Genomic DNA, 16,707 nt, shown 5'->3' with positions numbered 1-16,707 from the left:
GTCACCGATAGATTTGAACAAGACGTCAGGCGGCTGTTCCACCGACTGTCATGCCATCGACGCGCAACGTCGGTTGACCGACGCCCACGGGCACACTCTGACCATCCTTGCCACACACGCCCACGCCTTCGTCGAGGGCGAGGTCGTTGCCGATCATCGAAACGCGCGTGAGCACGTCAGGCCCCGAACCTACCAGCGTGGCACCCTTTACCGGACGCGTGACCTTGCCGTCTTCGATGAGATAGGCCTCGCTGGCAGAGAACACGAACTTGCCATTGGTGATGTCGACCTGCCCACCGCCGAAGTTCACGGCATACAGGCCACGCTTCACCGAGCGGATGATTTCTTCCGGCTCACGGTTGCCGGCCAGCATGTAGGTGTTGGTCATGCGCGGCATCGGCAGCTGCGCGAACGATTCGCGGCGACCGTTGCCCGTGGACTTCACGCCCATGAGGCGGGCGTTGAGCTTGTCCTGCATGTAGCCCTTGAGGATGCCGTTCTCGATCAGCGTGGTGCACTCGGTGGGCGTGCCTTCGTCGTCGATGCTGAGCGAGCCGCGACGCCCCGGCAACGTGCCATCGTCGACCACGGTGACACCTTCGGCAGCCACGCGCTGGCCGATGCGGCCGGCAAAGGCCGAGCTGCCCTTGCGATTGAAATCGCCTTCAAGACCATGACCGATGGCCTCGTGAAGCAGCACCCCGGGCCAGCCCGGGCCGAGCACGACCGTCATGCTGCCGGCGGGCGCATCGACGGCTTCGAGGTTGACCAGTGCCTGGCGCACGGCTTCCTCGGCGAACGCGTGCGCACGACCGTTTTCGAGAAGCTCGCGATAGCCGTAGCGACCGCCACCGCCCGAATGTCCCTGCTCGCGGCGACCGCCCTGCTCGGCGATGACCTGCACGTTGAGCCGCACCAGCGGGCGCACGTCGGCCGCCAGCGTGCCATCGGAAGCGGCCACGAGGATGGTATCGAGCGTGGCCGACAGGCTGACCACCACCTGCTTCACGCGTGGATCGCGCGAGCGGGCATAGGCGTCGACCTCACGTAGCAGCGCGATCTTCTCTTCGTTGGGCAGGCTCTCTACCGGATCGATGGCGGGATACAACCCACGCCCCGTGGCAAGCGCCAGCGGCTTGCCTGCCCCTGCGCCACCCTGCGCAATGGCACGGGCGGCCTTCGAGGCTTCAAGCAGCTGGGGCAGCACGATTTCATCGGAGTAGGAGAAGCCGGTTTTCTCTCCCGAGATGGCGCGCACGCCCACGCCCTGTTCGATGGAATGGCTGCCATCCTTCACGATGCCCTCCTCCAGCACCCAGGATTCGCTGCGCGAATGCTGGAAGTAGAGGTCCGCCGCGTCGATCGAGGGCCCCATCAGCTGGGAGAACACGCGATCGAGATCGGTGGCGGCAAGGCCACCCGGGGTGAGCAGACGACGTTCGGCGAGGGTGATCAGGGAATCCATCAGGAATGGCCGGCAGTAGAACGGTAGAGCCCCGAGATGGGGCCGGAAACAACGAGATTAAACCTTCGGACGCCGTTTGGCAGCGCCAGCCGCCGCAGGCGCCTTCCGAGCGGGCAGCGTGCGGGACAGTTCGGACCACGGAATGATGGCGGCCAGTTCGTCTGCCAGCCAGCCGTGCGACGTCAGCGTGCCGGCTTGGCTGTCGAGGGTTCGCCCTTGTCGATGGGCGTCATCACGGGTTTTTCCCAGGTGCCGGTGACGTGGTAGCGCTTGCGCGCGGCCTGGTTGAGGCCGTGACCCAGAATGCCCTGCACGGCCAGGCCTGCCGCCGCGCCCACCGGGCCACCGGCCAGCGCGCCCACCACAGGCAGGCTGTTGCCGACATGGGGTACCACCAGCACTTCCTGGTCGTAATCGCGTGTGCGCAGGCCCGTGCGGCCCGTAATGGAAATCTCGGCCGCAGGGCCGCGGATCTTCAGGTTCTGTGTCGTGGCGTTGCCATCGGCGAAGCGGAAGTCGCCGTTGATCGAGTCGAATCCGAAACCCTTGCCGAGCACATCGCCGAAATCGAGCGCCAGGCGACGAGGCAGTTCCGTCACGGAAACCAGGCCAAACAGGCGGCCCACGCCGGGCTGCACTTCGAGGATGCGGCCATTGGCGATGTCGATCTTCAGCGTACCGTCCATGTTCGCCAGCGCCAGTGCAGAGGGGCCACCGGGCCAGACGGCGTCGAGGCGGGCCTCGGTGCGTCCGCCCTGGAAAATGCCGACAAAGCCCAGCGCATCGAGCATGCGTGCAACATCTTCGGACGCAAAATCCATGGCCAGGTGCGTGCGGCTGTTGTGCTCGTCGCCGTTCCAGTCGCCCGTGGCCGTGATTTGCACGTTCTTCGACTGCGCACGTATCTGATCGATATGCATGCCCTCGTCCGTGGGCCAGGTTTCCAGACGCGCCTCACCCAGCTTTGCCTTGCCCAGGCGAAGATCACTGACATGCAGGTGCAACGGCGGCAGGCTGGACGGCGTGACGCCCGTATCGGCGGCATCGGCCGGTTTCTTCGCCGCAGCCGAGGCGGCCGTGGCCGGTGCGGTGACATGGTCTTCGGCCTTGGCCACGGTCGCGGCCGCCGTGGTTGCAGCGCCAGCGGCGGCGCGCCCCTTCCTGGCCGCGTCTGCGGCGTCATCAGCCGCCGGCCACCACAGCTTGTCCATGCGCGCGGTAATGCCGCGACGACGAAGATCGTCATTGGGCACGGTCATCTCACCCACCATGCCATCGCTGTCGACACGCAACGAGAGCTCCTGCGGGCCGGGCTTCGCTACCAGGTGCATGTTGGTGAAATGCTGGCCGAAGACCTCGCCATCATCTGTCTGCAGATCGAGGTTATTGAGGCCGGGGCCGTCGCTTCCCGTGGCCGATCCCACGACGTATTGCACCCAGCCCGACACATCCAGGTGTGCCGACTTGCCGCCGATCAGGTATCCCGACGGCGGCAGGCTGGCCGGTGGCGTGGCACCGAGATTGAATGCCGCGGCCAGCGGCAGCTTGTTCTTTTCATCCGGCAGGCGCAGGCGCCCACGCACGACGTCACCCAGTGCAAGATCCAGCCGCGCACCGTCCACGGGCAACCCGATACGCACGGACAGCGGCTGCGGAGCGGCCGCAGGCTTCTTCACCGGCGTGGGCATCAGCAGTTCGACGCCACGCAGATCGGAATTGACGGTCAGCCACTGCGGGTCCGTTCCCTGATCGGCGCGATCCAGCTCGAAACCGACGCGGAAATTGCCGCGTCCCTTCGCGATATCGCCGAGCCATTTGAGGTTGTCGTAACCGGAGACCATCTCGTCGACGGTGAACGCCCCCGTGACCGAGGCCGTCACGATCTTGCCGGGATCGTCCGTGCCTCCGGCGATGGCGAGATCGAGATTGGCGGGTTGTCCGTGAAACGACGTTTTAAGGCCAGACGCCTTGAAGCCCTTGCCATCGAAACTCATCGGCCCCGTGATCTTGTCGAGCTTCAGCTTCCACTCGTTTGCAACGAGATCGGCATCCTTGATGGTGGCCTTGCCGTCGAGCGTGAAGTCTTTCGCGTCTTTCAGCGGCATGAGCAGGTTGAAACCGAACTCACCGGTGCCACCGAGTTTCATCTTGTCCAGCGCATCGCGGCTGTTGCCAGCAACCGGGCTGTTCTTCACGAAGTCGAGAAAACTGGTGCCTGTACCTGCGCCACTCACGCGCAGGTCGAGCATGCTTTCGCCGAAATCGGCAATGGTTGCCGTGGCAGCACTCACCGCATTGCCAAGGGAGTGCCCCTCGCTCGCGTCGATATACATGCCGTTGTCGATGAAGCTGGCAACGGCCGTGATGCCTTCGGCCTTTGGCCAGCCATTGCCGTAGTCGAGCACGGTATCGTCGATGAGCGCACGCGCTTCGAAGCGCCCCTGGTGCTCATGGAACGGGAAATCGCGAAGGTTGCCACGAATCACTGCGGAGCCACCGACGATGTGTCCGGAGACGAGGCCGCGATTGAGCCAGTTCTGCGCGCCTTCGGACATCGAGTGGATCGGCCAGAACAGCTTGGCAGCCGGCACATCGCCCTCGCCCAGCGCGACGTACATGTCCATGAAGGGACCGGTGTCTTCATGGGGCACCACGAATTCACCGCGCGCCTGCCCGCTGAATCCCTCGCCATGGAAATCGAGGGGGTCCACGCCGATGTGCCAGTCGTCGTCTTCACGATAAACCGTCACGTCACCTTCGATCGCTGACATCGCGAACGGTTTGCGGAACACACCGGTGGCGTCGATCGTGGTGGCCTGCCGTGGCAGGCTGAGGGTGAGCGCCTCGGCATCGCCGAATACTTCGCCCTTGAGCGAAGACAACCCGGGCAGCTTGCCGCTCGCATCGATGCCAAGGCCGGAGAACGTGGCATGCGCGAAGCTCAGGCCGTCATCGGAATTCCAGTCGGCGCGGACACTGTCGAACTGCCCGCGCGGATGACCTTCGCCCAGCCAGCGGGCGATGGATGGTGACAGGTCGGGAAGTACGCCCGCCCACGGCGCCAGCGGCGCAAGATCGAGCTTGCGGGCCACGATGGTGCCCTCGCTGCGCGTGCCTGCGCTCTTCAGCAACAGGGCCAGATCGCTGCCGTCGCGCCCCGCCCAGTCGATACGCTGGCCATCGGCGTTGCGATGCAGGTCGATGATGCCGTGCAGCCCGGACGTCGCCACGGTGCGCTCGGGGCCACGCACCTTCAGATCGTCGAGATCGATGCGCGATGTGGCCCTGACCACGTGAGCGTTGCGCCAGTCGAGCCAGGCCTCGAAGCTGCCTCGCCCCGTGGCGAGCGAATAACCCGCCATGTCGAAATCGGACGTGAGCGCGGCGAAGTCCACCTCGCTGCCCTTCACATACACCTTGCCATCGGAACCGTCGACAGCGAAGCGGCCGGCAGCGGTGAGCAGGCCACCACCCTTGTCGCGGCGCAACGTGCCACCGACGCGAACGGCTTGCCCTTGCAGGCTGATGCGCAGCTGATCGGCAATGAGTGCGTAATCGCGCCCCGTCGTTTCATCCGCAATATCCAGGCGCAGGTTGCCCAGCCACAGATCGGCGGAGAGATTGCCGAAGGATACCTTCTGCGTATTACCGCCGGCACCGAAGCCATCGATGCTCCAGCGTCCGTCCGGCGCGCGTCGCAGGCCAAGACGCAGATCGCGCAGGCGCAGGTTGAGCAGATGACGCGACGGCAGCACGAAGGCACCGAAGTCGAGCTTCACCGCGGCCTGCGGCAGATGCAGCGTATCGCCGCCCTCCGTGCTCTCCACGGTGACATCGCGCATCACGAACAACGGACCCGACGGACGCCAGAAGCCTTGCAGCGAGGCGAAGTGAACGGGCTTGTGCAGTTTTTCGCTGAGCAGTGCCGCCACGCGCTCCGGGTAGCGCGCCGCGAGGGGCAGCAGCAACTGCCCCATGGCCATCACGATGGCGAGCGCAACCAGCACGCTCGCGACCAGCCCCAGAAGGAAGAACCGCAGGCGTCTTGCGCGATGGCGCCAGGCCGGACTCACCGGCCCGGAATCCGGCGGTGACCGCCGGGCTTAGAGGAGTACGACATCGAACTGTTCCTGCGAATAATGCTCTTCGGCCTGGAAGCGTATGCTCTTGGCGATGAACTCTTCCAGTTCGGCCACGGCGGCCGATTCCTCTTCGAGGATGCGTCCCACCACTTTCGGGCTGGCCATCACCAGGAGCTTCTGTGCGTTGAACTGGCGCACTGCACGGGTGATCTCCCGGAAAATTTCATAGATGACGGTTTCGGCCGTCTTCAGCGTGCCGCGACCGCTGCACGCCGGGCACGGCTCGCAGAGCTGGCGTTCGAGGCTTTCCGTGGTGCGCTTGCGCGTCATCTCCACGAGGCCCAGGGCCGACATCGGATAGACGGTGGTTTTCGCGTGGTCGCGCTGGAGGCCTTTTTCCAGCATGCGCAGCACCTGGCGCTTGTGTTCGTCTTCCACCATGTCGATGAAGTCGATGATGATGATGCCGCCCAGGTTGCGCAGCCGGAGCTGGCGCGCGGCAGCCTGCGCCGCCTCCAGGTTGGTGCGGTACACGGTTTCCTCGAGGTTGCGGCTGCCGAGGTAGCCGCCCGTGTTCACGTCGATCGTGGTCATCGCTTCGGTCTGGTCGACGATGAGATAGCCGCCCGACTTCAGCGGCACCTCCTTGCGCAGGGCGCGCTGGATTTCATCCTCCACGCCATACAGGTCGAAGATGGGCCGCTCGCCGGAATAATGCTCTACCCGGCCCGACAGCACCGGCATGAACTTCTGCACGAATTTGACGGTTTTCTCGTAGGTTTCGCGTGAATCCACGCGCACCTTCTCGATGCCCTCGTTGAGCGAATCGCGCAGCGAACGCAACGGCAGCGAAAGTTCTTCGTAGACGCGCTCGCCGAGTTTCGCCTTCGCGATGTTTTCCTGCACCACGCGCCATACCTTGCCCAGGTAGGTCACGTCGAAGGCCAGGGATTCCTCCGACTGGCCTTCGGCATTGGTGCGCACGATGTAACCCAGCGGGTTTTCACCAATGAGCGGGGTGATGACATCCTTCAGGCGCTGGCGCTCGGCTTCGTCCTCGATGCGTACGGAAACGCCAAGCGTGCGCGAATGCGGAAGCAGCACGAGGTAGCGCGAGGGAATCGACAAATGCGTGGAGAGTCGCGCTCCCTTGCTGCCGATGGGGTCCTTCACCACCTGCACCACGATTTCCTGGCCTTCGTGCACCAGTTCGCTGATGGGAGGGACGGGGCCATGGCCGTTGCTCTTGCCTTCGGCAGCATCCGTGGCCTGCACGGGCGCACGCACGATATCCGAGGCATGCAGGAACGCGGCGCGCTCAAGCCCGATCTCCACGAAGACCGCCTGCATGCCGGGCATCACCCGCTGCACACGGCCCTTGTACACGTTGCCCACGTAGCCGCGCTTCTGCGCGCGCTCGACGTGGACTTCCTGCAACATGCCGTTTTCAACGATCGCGACGCGTGTCTCACGCGGCGTGACATTAATCAGGATCTCCTCGCTCACCGCCGCCCCTTTTCCTTTGTTCACCGCACTTTATAGCCCGCGTGCGGACGATATGTCACTGACCCCGGAGAAGTCGTGAAGTTTCGTACAGCGGAAGGCCCATCACGCCGGAATACGTGCCCGACAGATGGGAGATGAAAGCGGCCGCGCCGCCCTGGATGGCATAGGCTCCCGCCTTGCCGAAACATTCGCCGCCGGCCACGTAGGCGGCGATCTGCGCGTCGTCGAGCGCTGCGAAGCGCACCGTGGATATGGCCACCTCGCCACGCTCTCCAGCGGCGTCCTTCAGCCATACGGCCGATACCACGCGGTGTTCGCGGCCGGAAAGGCGCTGCAACATCGCGGTGGCATCACTGGCATCGCGGGGCTTGCCGAAGACTTCGTCGCCAAGAATCACTTCGGTGTCGGCAGACAGCACGCGTGCCACCGGGTCGGCGGCCACCAGCGCATAGCCAGCGCGCGCCTTGTCCAGCGCCACCCGCGAGACATACGCATCGGGCGACTCCCCGGACTGGCGGATTTCCTCAACATCGACGTCGAGCGTCTGGAACGCCACGCCCATCTGGCCAAGGAGTTCGCGGCGACGCGGGGACTGAGAAGCCAGGTAGAGCACGGCGTTTCCTTCAGGCGCGGTGATAGGGATGCCCTGCCACGAGCGTCGTGGCGCGATAAAGCTGCTCGGCAAGCACGAGGCGGACAAGCATGTGCGGCAGCGTCAGCGGCCCTAGCGACCAGCTCTGGTCCGCGCGCGCCAGCACCTCGGGCGCATGCCCGTCGGGGCCACCGATCAGGAAGGCCAGGTCGCGCCCACCCATGCGCCACTGTTCAAGCTGGCGGCCCAGGTCTTCGCTGGACCAGGTCTTGCCACGCCCATCAAGCGCGACGACATGGATATCGCGAGGAAGCGCGGCGAGGATGGCCGCACCCTCATCGAGGGTAGCCTTCACATCATCGCGGCCCTTGCCACGAATGCCGGGTTTGATCTCGACCAGATCGAGCGGAAGCTCGTGCGAAAGCCGTTTGCGATATTCGGCGAAGCCTTCGGCCACCCAGGCCGGCATGCGTTCGCCGACGGCGATGAGGCGAGCCCGCATCGCGGGCGTCAGTCGTTGGCGGCGGCGTCGGCACCGTCGTCGCCGACGGTCCACAGACGCTCGAGCCCATAGAACTCGCGGATACGGGGCAGCATGACGTGGACGATGACGTCGCCCAGGTCGACCAGCACCCATTCGGCCTCTGCCTGGCCTTCAACGCCAAGCGGCATCACGCCGGCTTCCTTCGCGAACTTCACCACCTCATCGGCGATGGACTTCACGTGGCGGGCCGAGGTGCCCGAGGCGATGAACAGGGTATCGGCGACGGAGGTCTTGCCGCGGACGTCGATTTCACGGACATCCTTGGCCTTGAGGTCTTCAAGGGCTGCGACGACGCGCTGGCGGAGTACTTCGTTGCCGTCGGCGGAGCGGGCCTTGCGGGGGGCGGGAGAACTCAAGATAAGAAAACCTCGTACGGCGGGAATGCCGGTCTGTCGGGGCGGATTATAACCGCCCGGCACGCGCCACGCGTCAAATGCCCGCGCAGGCCCGTCAGCCGGACGGAATCACCATGATCGAGCCGATTCGCACGTTGTTGTCGGTCATCTTGTTCGCCAGCTTGAGCGCCCCGACCGACACCCCGTACTGCTGGGCAATGCCTGTCAGGGTCTCGCCGCGCGTTACCCGGTGCACGTCGCGCACGTTGTCGTCCGCCCGGCCGCGCGATTTCGGTGTGTCGGCCCTGGCCACCACGCTGGTTTTCGGGGCTTTCGGCTCGGGCGCCACGGCCCGGCTGGCCGATTTTACGGCGTCGGAGGCCACGGCATTGGCATCGGAAGCCACCGCCGGGGCGGCTGGCGCGGATGCCGCCGTGCTGGCCAGCGAGGTGCCATTGCGACGCGCTGCCTGTGCCGCGAACCAGGTTCCCGGCGGCGGCATGGACTCGAAGTAGTTGCGCACGCCGCCCAGCACGGCGGTGGCCAGTTCGCGACGATGGCTGTCATCGCGCAGGCGGCGTTCTTCGGCCGGATTCGTAATGAAGGCCGTTTCGACCAGGATCGACGGCACGTCGGGCGAGCGCAGCACCACGAAGTTGGCACGCTCCACATAGCCGCGATGCGTGGGACCCAGGCGGCCCAGGGCTTTCAGCACGTTGCCTGCGATGGATTCGCTGGCCTGCATGGCGTAGCCCTGCTGGAGATCGAGCAGCACCGCAGCCAGGCTGTCGTCCTTGTCGTCCAGCGAGACGCCGCCCACCAGGTCGGCCCGGTTTTCACGATCGGCCAGCCAGCGGGCGGCTTCGGAGGTCTTGCCACGCGGCGACAGCACCCAGACCGAGGAGCCCTTGGCGTCGCTGTTCTTGAAGGCATCCGCGTGGATGGACACGAACATGTCCGCATTGTGCTCGCGGGCGATCTCGTAACGGCGCTTCAGCGGGATGAAATAGTCGCCGGTGCGGGTCAGGAAGGCCTGCATACCCGGCTGGCGATTGATCTGGTCGGCCAGCTCGCGGCCCACCTGCAGGGTGACGTCCTTCTCGCGCAGGCCCGTAGCGCCACGAGCACCCGGATCTTCGCCGCCGTGACCCGGATCGATCGCCACGATGACCTTGCGCTCGCCCGTGAGCGGGGGCGGCACCTTGCCCGGCGCCACGGCACGTCCGCGCGAACCGCGCGACGATCGGGTCACCGGTGCCGGTGGCGGCGTCGGAGCGTCGGCAACCGCGGGGGTATCCCCGCTGTCGCCGGGCGAATTGTCACCTGGATCGCTCTGGCCGCCCGGATACAGATCCAGCACGAGCCGGTAACCGTAGTCGCCGGCCGGCTTGAGCAGGAAGCTCTTCGGCTTGGCCTGGGTATCGACCTTGGCCGTCATGCGGGCGTTGCCGCCCTGCTTGCCCGACGACATCGACTTGAACAGGCCCTGGGCGCCGGGCGCCGAGAAATCGCCGGAAACGGAGCTACCGGCGATATCGAGTACCACCGTGCCCGGGACATCGCCCTGGGACATCTTGTAGGTGGCCGGGCCGGACAGGTCGAAGACCACGCGCGTGTACTCGGGCCCGGCCCAGACGCGCGCGGCCTTTACATCAGCCGCCACACCCATGGCAGGAGCCAGCGCCGTGACGGCTGCCACGCACGCGATAAGGCCGAGTTTGCTAGTGATTCCCCACATATGGCCGGATTGAACTGCAAGCGCCCGCTGATTGCAAGATTTTTTCCCTTGGTAATCCATAACCTGCAAACACTTCGTCAACGACCGTACAGGTATGGTCCACAACCTGACTATGCAGGAGCGTGCCTCGCGCGCGCCGCGCGGGGCGAAGTGTGAGATTTCGCGCAGGACGGGTCGCGCGCGAGGCGCGCTCCTACAGGCCCAGGGCTTGTACGAGGCGGCGACCGGCTTCGGAGCGGGGCTGGAAGCCCACGACGCGTCCCATGCCGTCATGTCGGAAATACAGCTCCAGGTCGACCGGCGGCAGCGCACCCTGCCCTCGTTCGGGCCACTCGACGAGCACGATCGCGCCCGGCTCGGAGAGACTGTCCAGCCCCAGCCATTCCAGCTCACCGGGATCGGCGATGCGGTAGAGATCGAGGTGGAAGGCCCGGCGTTCGCCGATGTCGTAGCCTTCGACGAGGCTGTAGGTGGGGCTTTTCACCCGCTCGCCCACACCCAGCGCCTTGAGGAAGGCCCGGGCAAAGGTGGTCTTGCCGGCCCCGAGATCGCCATGCAGGAAGGCAACCAGGCCGTCGGGCAAGACCTCGGCCAGGCGCCTGCCCAGGGCCAGCGTGGCTTCTTCGTCCGCCAGGATCAGTTCCATGCTCATGCCTCCAGCCCGTTGACGAGCCGGCGCAGCGGCGTAAGGAGATCCCCTGCCAGCAGGCCACGTTCGCCCTCGCGCGCAGCGACATCCGCCGCCCGGGCGTGCAGTCCCACGCCGAGGCAGGCGGCTTCATAAGGATCGCATCCCTGCCCCAGCAAGGCCGCAATGATGCCTGTCAGCGTGTCGCCCATGCCGCCACTGGCCATGCCCGGATTACCCCAGGGGCAGACCGAGACGCGACCATCCGGCGCCACGACCAGGCTGCCATTGCCTTTGAGCACCACGACGGCGGCATGCCGGCGCGCCAGCTCGCGGGCTGAGGCGAACCGGTCAGCCTGTACTTCTGCGGTGGACACACCGAGCAGACGCCCGGCCTCGCCCGGATGCGGAGTCAGCACGATGTGCCGCGGCAAGGCGCGTGGCTCGGCATGCAACAGGTTGAGGCCGTCGGCATCGAGCACCGTCGGCAGGCCTGCATCCAGTGCCGTCGTCCACAGGGCATGCCCCCAGGCGCCCTGCCCCAGGCCCGGACCAAGCGCCACCACGGAAGCTTTTTCCAGCATCGGGGCGAGCGCCTGCAGACCGTTGACGCCATGGGCCATCAGCTCGGGACGCGCCGCGTTCATCGGCATCACGTTCTCGTCGCGGGTGGCGACGCTGACCAGGCCCGCGCCCGTACGCAACGCGGCTTCGGCGGCCATGCGCACGGCACCCGCCGTGCCGTGGTCGCCACCGATGGCAAGCACGTGGCCGTTGTTTCCCTTGTGGGAATCGCGCGGGCGACGCGGCATGGCCGCAGGTTGCAGCAGCACGGCATCAGGGGTGCCGCGTAGATCGGGCGGCACGCCCAGGTCGAACAGTTCGATATCGCCGGCCAGCTCGCAGCGCCCGGTATGCAGGCCGCGCTTGTGGACGATGAAGCTGGCCGTCGCGGTCGCCCGCACCGCCACGCCAGGAGTGGCCCCGGTATCGGCAGAGAGGCCGGAGGGTACGTCCAGCGCCAGCACGGGAAGCCCCGAAGCTGAGATGGCCTCGATGGCAGCCTGCGCGTCGCCTTGCGGCGCACGGTTCAGGCCCGTGCCATAGATCGCATCGACCAGCACGTCGAGGTTGCCCAGCGTGCCGGGCCACGGCTGCGGCAGCCCGCCTTCCGCCAGGAAAGCCTCGCGCGCCCTGGCAGCGTCGCCTTCCGAACGAGGCTCGCCCAAGGCGAACAACTGCACGGACAGGCCCGCGCGCAAGGCATCGCGACCGACCAGGTAACCATCACCGCCGTTGTTGCCAGCGCCACAGACGATGCCGATGCGCGAGGCCTGAGGCCAGCGGCGCCGGAGCATCGCAAAGGAAGCCGCCGCCGCACGTGACATCAGCTCGAAACCAGGGATGCCGGCGTCGGCAATCGCCCTGGCGTCGATGCGGCGCGACTGCTCGGATGTATAGAGAGCGGTATCGGGAGAGATGGCGGTCATCCGGCAATTATAGGAGCCCCCGGTAGAATGGACGCATGCACGATCCCGCCGCCACCGACTACGCCGCCCTCGCCCGGGACATCAAGCACTGGGCCCGTGAACTCGGCTTCGCCGACGTGGGCATTGCCGGTACCGACCTGGGCCACGACGAGGCCTACCTCGAACGCTGGCTGGCCGACGGCCACCATGGCGAGATGGACTACATGGCACGGCATGGCACGCGGCGCAGCCGCCCTGCGGAGCTGGAGCCCGGCACGCTGCGGGTGGTGTCGGTACGCATGGATTACATCCCGCCGGGCACGGCCAATGCGTGGGGCGTGATCCACGATGGCGAGAAGGCCTATGTGGCCCGTTACGCCCTGGGCCGCGACTATCACAAGGTGATCCGCAACCGTCTGCAAAAGCTGGCCGCACGCATCACCGAACGCGTCGGCAACTTTGCCTATCGTGCCTATGTCGACTCCGCGCCCGTGCTTGAAAAGGCGCTTGCGCGCAATGCCGGCCTGGGCTGGATCGGCAAGCACACCGTCTTGATCAACAAACGTGCGGGGTCGTACTTCTTCCTTGGCGAGCTGTACACCAACCTGCCGCTGCCCATCGATGAACCCGCCAGCGCACATTGCGGCAGCTGTCGCCGCTGCATCGATATCTGTCCTACGCAAGCCATCGTGGCGCCTTATCGGCTCGATGCACGCAAATGCATTTCCTATCTCACCATCGAGCTGAAGGGCAGCATCCCCGAGGAACTTCGGGCACCGATGGGCAACCGTGTTTTCGGCTGCGACGACTGCCAGCTCATCTGCCCCTGGAACAAGTTCGCGCAGGATGCGACGGAGCCTGATTTCGCTCCGCGACATAGCCTGGATGGCGCAAAACTGGTCGAGCTGTTCGGATGGAGTGAAGAAACCTTTCTCTCACGCACCGAAGGCATGGCCATCCGGCGCACGGGCTACGAGGGCTGGTTACGCAACCTGGCGGTTGGACTGGGCAATGCACCGACAAGTGCCGATGTCGTCAGCGCACTTCAATCCCGTGCCCATCATGCTTCCGATGTCGTGCGTGAACATGTCGCATGGGCGATGAAGCAACACGGCATGACGTGACGACAACGCGTAGCCGTCGCTACGCACCCATCAGCCTCGCCCTGTACGAAGCCGGCGTTTCGCCGAGCACCCTGCGAAACAAGGCAATAAAGGCGCTCGCCGTGGCATAGCCCAGGTCCAGGGCAATCGTCACCACGGGGCGTTGGTCGGCCAGCATTTCCAGCGCCTTGAGCAAACGGGCGCGCTGACGCCATGCACTGAAGTGAAACCCTGTTTCCGCGATAAAGCCACGGCCAAGCGTGCGTTCGCTGACCGCCGCCACGGCTGCCCAGTAGGTAACGCCGCGCTGATCCGACGGGTCATCGATAAGTGCTGTCGCGACGCGCAGAAGACGTGGATCGCTGGGTAGCGGAAGGCCGAAGGACTCCGACGGCAAGCTGCCGATTTCATCGAGTATCACCCCTGCAACGCGCTCATCCGCAGCCGTCCTTTCGCCGGGCAACCAGCTGGCGGCCCGGAACACCGCCTCCCGCAACAGCGCCGATGAACGGATCGCGCATGGCCTCGAAGGCAGGTTCATGCAGGCAGGTTCATCCACGTAGACCGTCCACCCATCCATGGCACCATGCGACCGGGCCCAGTGAACACAGTGAGGTGGCATCCACACCGCATGGATGGCAGGCACCACGCCAACACCTTGTTCCGTGCCGACAGTCAGCAGCCCCCTCACCGAACCCAGAAGCTGTCCCTCGGGATGGCGGTGCGGCAAGGACCGGTGCCCGGCCGGATTGGTGCCACGCACCGCCACGATCGATTGACCCGCGGGCAAGGGCAGATAGGTCGCGACGTAATCAGCCATGACGTATTTGAGCTATGGATTGACGGGAATAGCTTACTCCGGTCAGCAAGCGCCGCACTAAGGTGCTCCACGGAGGTGACACCATGACCACGAAAACCAAACCATCGCCCCTGGATCCCCTGGCGCAGGCCACCATCGACGATCTGCACGCCATGGCGAAGCGACAGCTGAGGTCCATGCTGGGCCATTACCTGCCCCGTCTTCCGGCCATGCTGCTGGGAAGGCCTGTCAGACCACCGAAGGACATGAGCTTCTTCGACGACAAGATGCTGCCTATCGATCAGGCACAGGGCGAGCTGCTTTACCTTCTTGCCCGCTCACGAAACGCCCGGCATATCGTGGAGTTCGGAACATCGTTCGGCGTATCCACGATCTATCTGGCTGCAGCAGTCCGCGACAATGCATCGGGCGGCAAGGTCATCGGTACCGAACTCGTACCCGCAAAAGTCACCCGCGCCCGCGCTCACCTGCAACGGGCTGGGCTGGCCGAATACGTCGACATAAAAAGTGGTGACGCGCGGGAAACGCTTCGGGAGGTTGCCGACGGTATCGATTTCCTTCTGCTCGACGGGTGGCCACGACTCGCGGCCGATATCCTGCACATCGTGGAACCTCGCCTGGCGAAAGGTGCCGTCGTCGTACTCGACAACGTCGGCCAGTTCCGTGCCGAACTGGGTTCGGCCATCGACCGGCTCACGCGCGCGCCGTTCCGGTCGGCAACGCTCCCCTTCAAGGGCGGTACGCTGGTGAGCCTCTTCGAGGGAGCCTGACGACGGGCGTCGTCAGGCGATCCGGACTCAGGCGTCCTTGAGCATCGTCCCGGTATCCAGCCAGCGCTGGTGCCAGGACAGGGCTTCCGGCAACAGGTGCGGCGTGTGCTTGCCAAAGCTGGCACGCGAGGCACGGTCGAAATAATCCTCCAGCTGCGCGCGATACGACGGGGCTACGCAACGATCGATCAGCTGGCGCGCACGATGACGCGGCGGCAGTCCGCGCAGGTCGGCCAGACCGTGCTCGGTAACGACGATGGAAACGTCGTGCTCGGTGTGGTCCACATGGCTCACCATGGGCACGATCGCCGAGATGCTGCCGTTCTTTGCCGTACTGGGGCTCAGGAAGATGGAAAGGAAACTGTTGCGGGCGAAGTCACCCGAACCACCGATGCCGTTCATGATGCGGCTGCCCATGACGTGTGTGGAATTCACGTTGCCATAGAGATCGGCTTCGATCATGCCGTTCATCGCGATACAGCCAAGGCGGCGCACAAGCTCGGGATGGTTCGAGATCTCCTGCGTGCGCATGATGATCCGCTCACGGTAGAAAGCGATGTTGCGCTTGAACTCCTCGTTGGCCTCGGGGCTCAGGGCAAAGCCCGTGCAGGAAGCCACCTTGAGCACGCCACTGCGCAGCAGATCCAGCATGCCATCCTGGATCACCTCGGTGAACGCGGAGAGGTCGCGGAAACCACTGCTGGCCAGGCCCGCCAGCACGGCGTTGGGAATATTGCCGACACCGGACTGCAAGGGCAGCAGGTTCGCCGGCAAGCGCCCCTTGGCCACCTCGTGCTTCAGGAAGTCGATGAGGTGTTCGGCGATACGCTCGCTGGTGGCATCACCCGGTGTGAAGGGGCTATTGCGATCCGGACCATGCGTGCGCACGACCGCAACGATCTTGTCAGGGTCGCAGTGCAGCGATGTCTCGCCGATGCGATCGTCAGCGTGCACCAGGGGAATGGGCTTGCGATGCGGTGGCAATGCGGTTCCGTAGTAGACATCGTGCATGCCGTCGATGCCTTCCGGCTGCCAGTCGTTGACTTCAACGATGACCTTCTTCGCCAGATCGAGCCAGGTCTTGTTGTTGCCTATCGAGGTAGACGGAATCAGGCTGCCATCCTCGCGAATGCCGGCGACTTCAATCACGGCGGTATGGATGTCACCGTAGAAGCCAAACCATACATGCTGGGCAACATGGCTCAGGTGGATATCGATGTAATCCAGCGTGCCGGCATTGATCCGCTGGCGCGCGTCGGGATCGGTCTGGAACGGCATGCGCAACGCGATGCCATCGGCCTTCGCCAGCGCGCCATCGAGTTCAGGCGCCGTGGAGGCGCCCGTCATGAGGCGGATCTTGAAATCCCGCCCGTCGACATGCGCATCCTCGATGCGACGCGCCAGGGCCAGGGGCACCGCCTTCGGATAGCCCGACCCCGTGAAACCGCTCATCGCCACGGTTTCGCCGGGCTGGATCAGCGCGGCGGCCGCTTCGGCAGAGACCACGCGGTCGCGCAGGAGGGAATGGCGGATTCGCTCGGTGGACATGGGACAAGCTCGGGGGATGGGGAGTGCCCATTATCCTCCCCGGCCGCCGTGACGAGACATGCGACCATCGTGGGATGGACGCTACTGCGATCCATGTAGGAGCGCGC

13 protein-coding genes are annotated in these 16,707 nt (G+C 65.3%); 2 read left to right on the top strand and 11 right to left on the bottom strand.

Features of this window, described 5'->3' with window-relative positions; all coding sequences use genetic code 11:
• Nucleotides 1–25 precede the first annotated feature (25 nt).
• From tldD to HBF25_RS18850, 9 genes are all read right to left on the bottom strand, one after another.
• On the bottom strand, nt 26–1,465 hold the full coding sequence (gene tldD, locus HBF25_RS18890; RefSeq protein WP_166951308.1) for a metalloprotease TldD: 1,440 nt from the start codon (nt 1,463–1,465) through the stop codon (nt 26–28).
• Nucleotides 1,466–1,647: 182 nt separating this feature from the next.
• On the bottom strand, nt 1,648–5,538 hold the full coding sequence (locus HBF25_RS18885) for a YhdP family protein (protein WP_166951305.1): 3,891 nt from the start codon (nt 5,536–5,538) through the stop codon (nt 1,648–1,650).
• A gap of 30 nt (nt 5,539–5,568) precedes the next feature.
• The gene (gene rng / locus HBF25_RS18880; RefSeq protein ID WP_166951303.1) at nt 5,569–7,053 is read right to left on the bottom strand and encodes a ribonuclease G; all 1,485 of its coding nucleotides are present in this window, start codon (nt 7,051–7,053) and stop codon (nt 5,569–5,571) included.
• Between the two features lie 55 nt (nt 7,054–7,108).
• Nucleotides 7,109–7,666 carry a Maf family nucleotide pyrophosphatase gene (locus HBF25_RS18875; RefSeq protein ID WP_166951300.1) on the bottom strand — a complete coding sequence of 186 codons (558 nt, stop codon included), beginning with the start codon at nt 7,664–7,666 and terminating at the stop codon, nt 7,109–7,111.
• 10 nt (nt 7,667–7,676) lie between these two features.
• Complete coding sequence (rlmH, locus tag HBF25_RS18870; protein WP_166951297.1) at nt 7,677–8,147, bottom strand: 23S rRNA (pseudouridine(1915)-N(3))-methyltransferase RlmH; 471 nt, start codon at nt 8,145–8,147, stop codon at nt 7,677–7,679.
• A gap of 8 nt (nt 8,148–8,155) precedes the next feature.
• The gene (gene rsfS / locus HBF25_RS18865; RefSeq protein ID WP_166951294.1) at nt 8,156–8,545 is read right to left on the bottom strand and encodes a ribosome silencing factor; all 390 of its coding nucleotides are present in this window, start codon (nt 8,543–8,545) and stop codon (nt 8,156–8,158) included.
• Nucleotides 8,546–8,639: 94 nt separating this feature from the next.
• Nucleotides 8,640–10,262 (bottom strand): N-acetylmuramoyl-L-alanine amidase, encoded by a 1,623-nt coding sequence (locus HBF25_RS18860; protein ID WP_166951291.1) that lies wholly within the window; start codon nt 10,260–10,262, stop codon nt 8,640–8,642.
• Between the two features lie 193 nt (nt 10,263–10,455).
• Nucleotides 10,456–10,908, bottom strand: a complete 453-nt coding sequence (gene tsaE / locus HBF25_RS18855; protein WP_243853313.1) for a tRNA (adenosine(37)-N6)-threonylcarbamoyltransferase complex ATPase subunit type 1 TsaE — start codon at nt 10,906–10,908, stop codon at nt 10,456–10,458.
• A gap of 2 nt (nt 10,909–10,910) precedes the next feature.
• Nucleotides 10,911–12,380 (bottom strand): NAD(P)H-hydrate dehydratase, encoded by a 1,470-nt coding sequence (locus HBF25_RS18850; RefSeq protein ID WP_166951272.1) that lies wholly within the window; start codon nt 12,378–12,380, stop codon nt 10,911–10,913.
• A 35-nt stretch (nt 12,381–12,415) separates the two neighbouring features.
• On the opposite strand from HBF25_RS18850, the gene queG reads away from it, so the two are divergent.
• Nucleotides 12,416–13,483, top strand: coding sequence for a tRNA epoxyqueuosine(34) reductase QueG (queG, locus tag HBF25_RS18845; protein WP_166951269.1), 1,068 nt, complete (start codon nt 12,416–12,418; stop codon nt 13,481–13,483).
• Between the two features lie 19 nt (nt 13,484–13,502).
• On the opposite strand, the gene HBF25_RS18840 is transcribed toward queG, so the two are convergent.
• The gene (locus tag HBF25_RS18840; RefSeq protein ID WP_166951266.1) at nt 13,503–14,282 is read right to left on the bottom strand and encodes an AraC family transcriptional regulator; all 780 of its coding nucleotides are present in this window, start codon (nt 14,280–14,282) and stop codon (nt 13,503–13,505) included.
• Between the two features lie 83 nt (nt 14,283–14,365).
• Between HBF25_RS18840 and HBF25_RS18835 the strand changes: the two genes are divergently transcribed.
• Nucleotides 14,366–15,052, top strand: coding sequence for an O-methyltransferase (locus tag HBF25_RS18835; RefSeq protein WP_166951264.1), 687 nt, complete (start codon nt 14,366–14,368; stop codon nt 15,050–15,052).
• Nucleotides 15,053–15,079: 27 nt separating this feature from the next.
• Here the strand turns inward: HBF25_RS18835 and scpC are convergent, their stop codons facing one another.
• Nucleotides 15,080–16,600, bottom strand: coding sequence for a succinyl-CoA:acetate CoA-transferase ScpC (gene scpC / locus HBF25_RS18830; RefSeq protein WP_166951261.1), 1,521 nt, complete (start codon nt 16,598–16,600; stop codon nt 15,080–15,082).
• Nucleotides 16,601–16,707 lie beyond the last annotated feature (107 nt).

Source organism: Luteibacter anthropi, from assembly GCF_011759365.1.
Lineage (GTDB): Bacteria > Pseudomonadota > Gammaproteobacteria > Xanthomonadales > Rhodanobacteraceae > Luteibacter > Luteibacter anthropi.
This window is presented reverse-complemented; position numbering and strand designations above follow the sequence as displayed.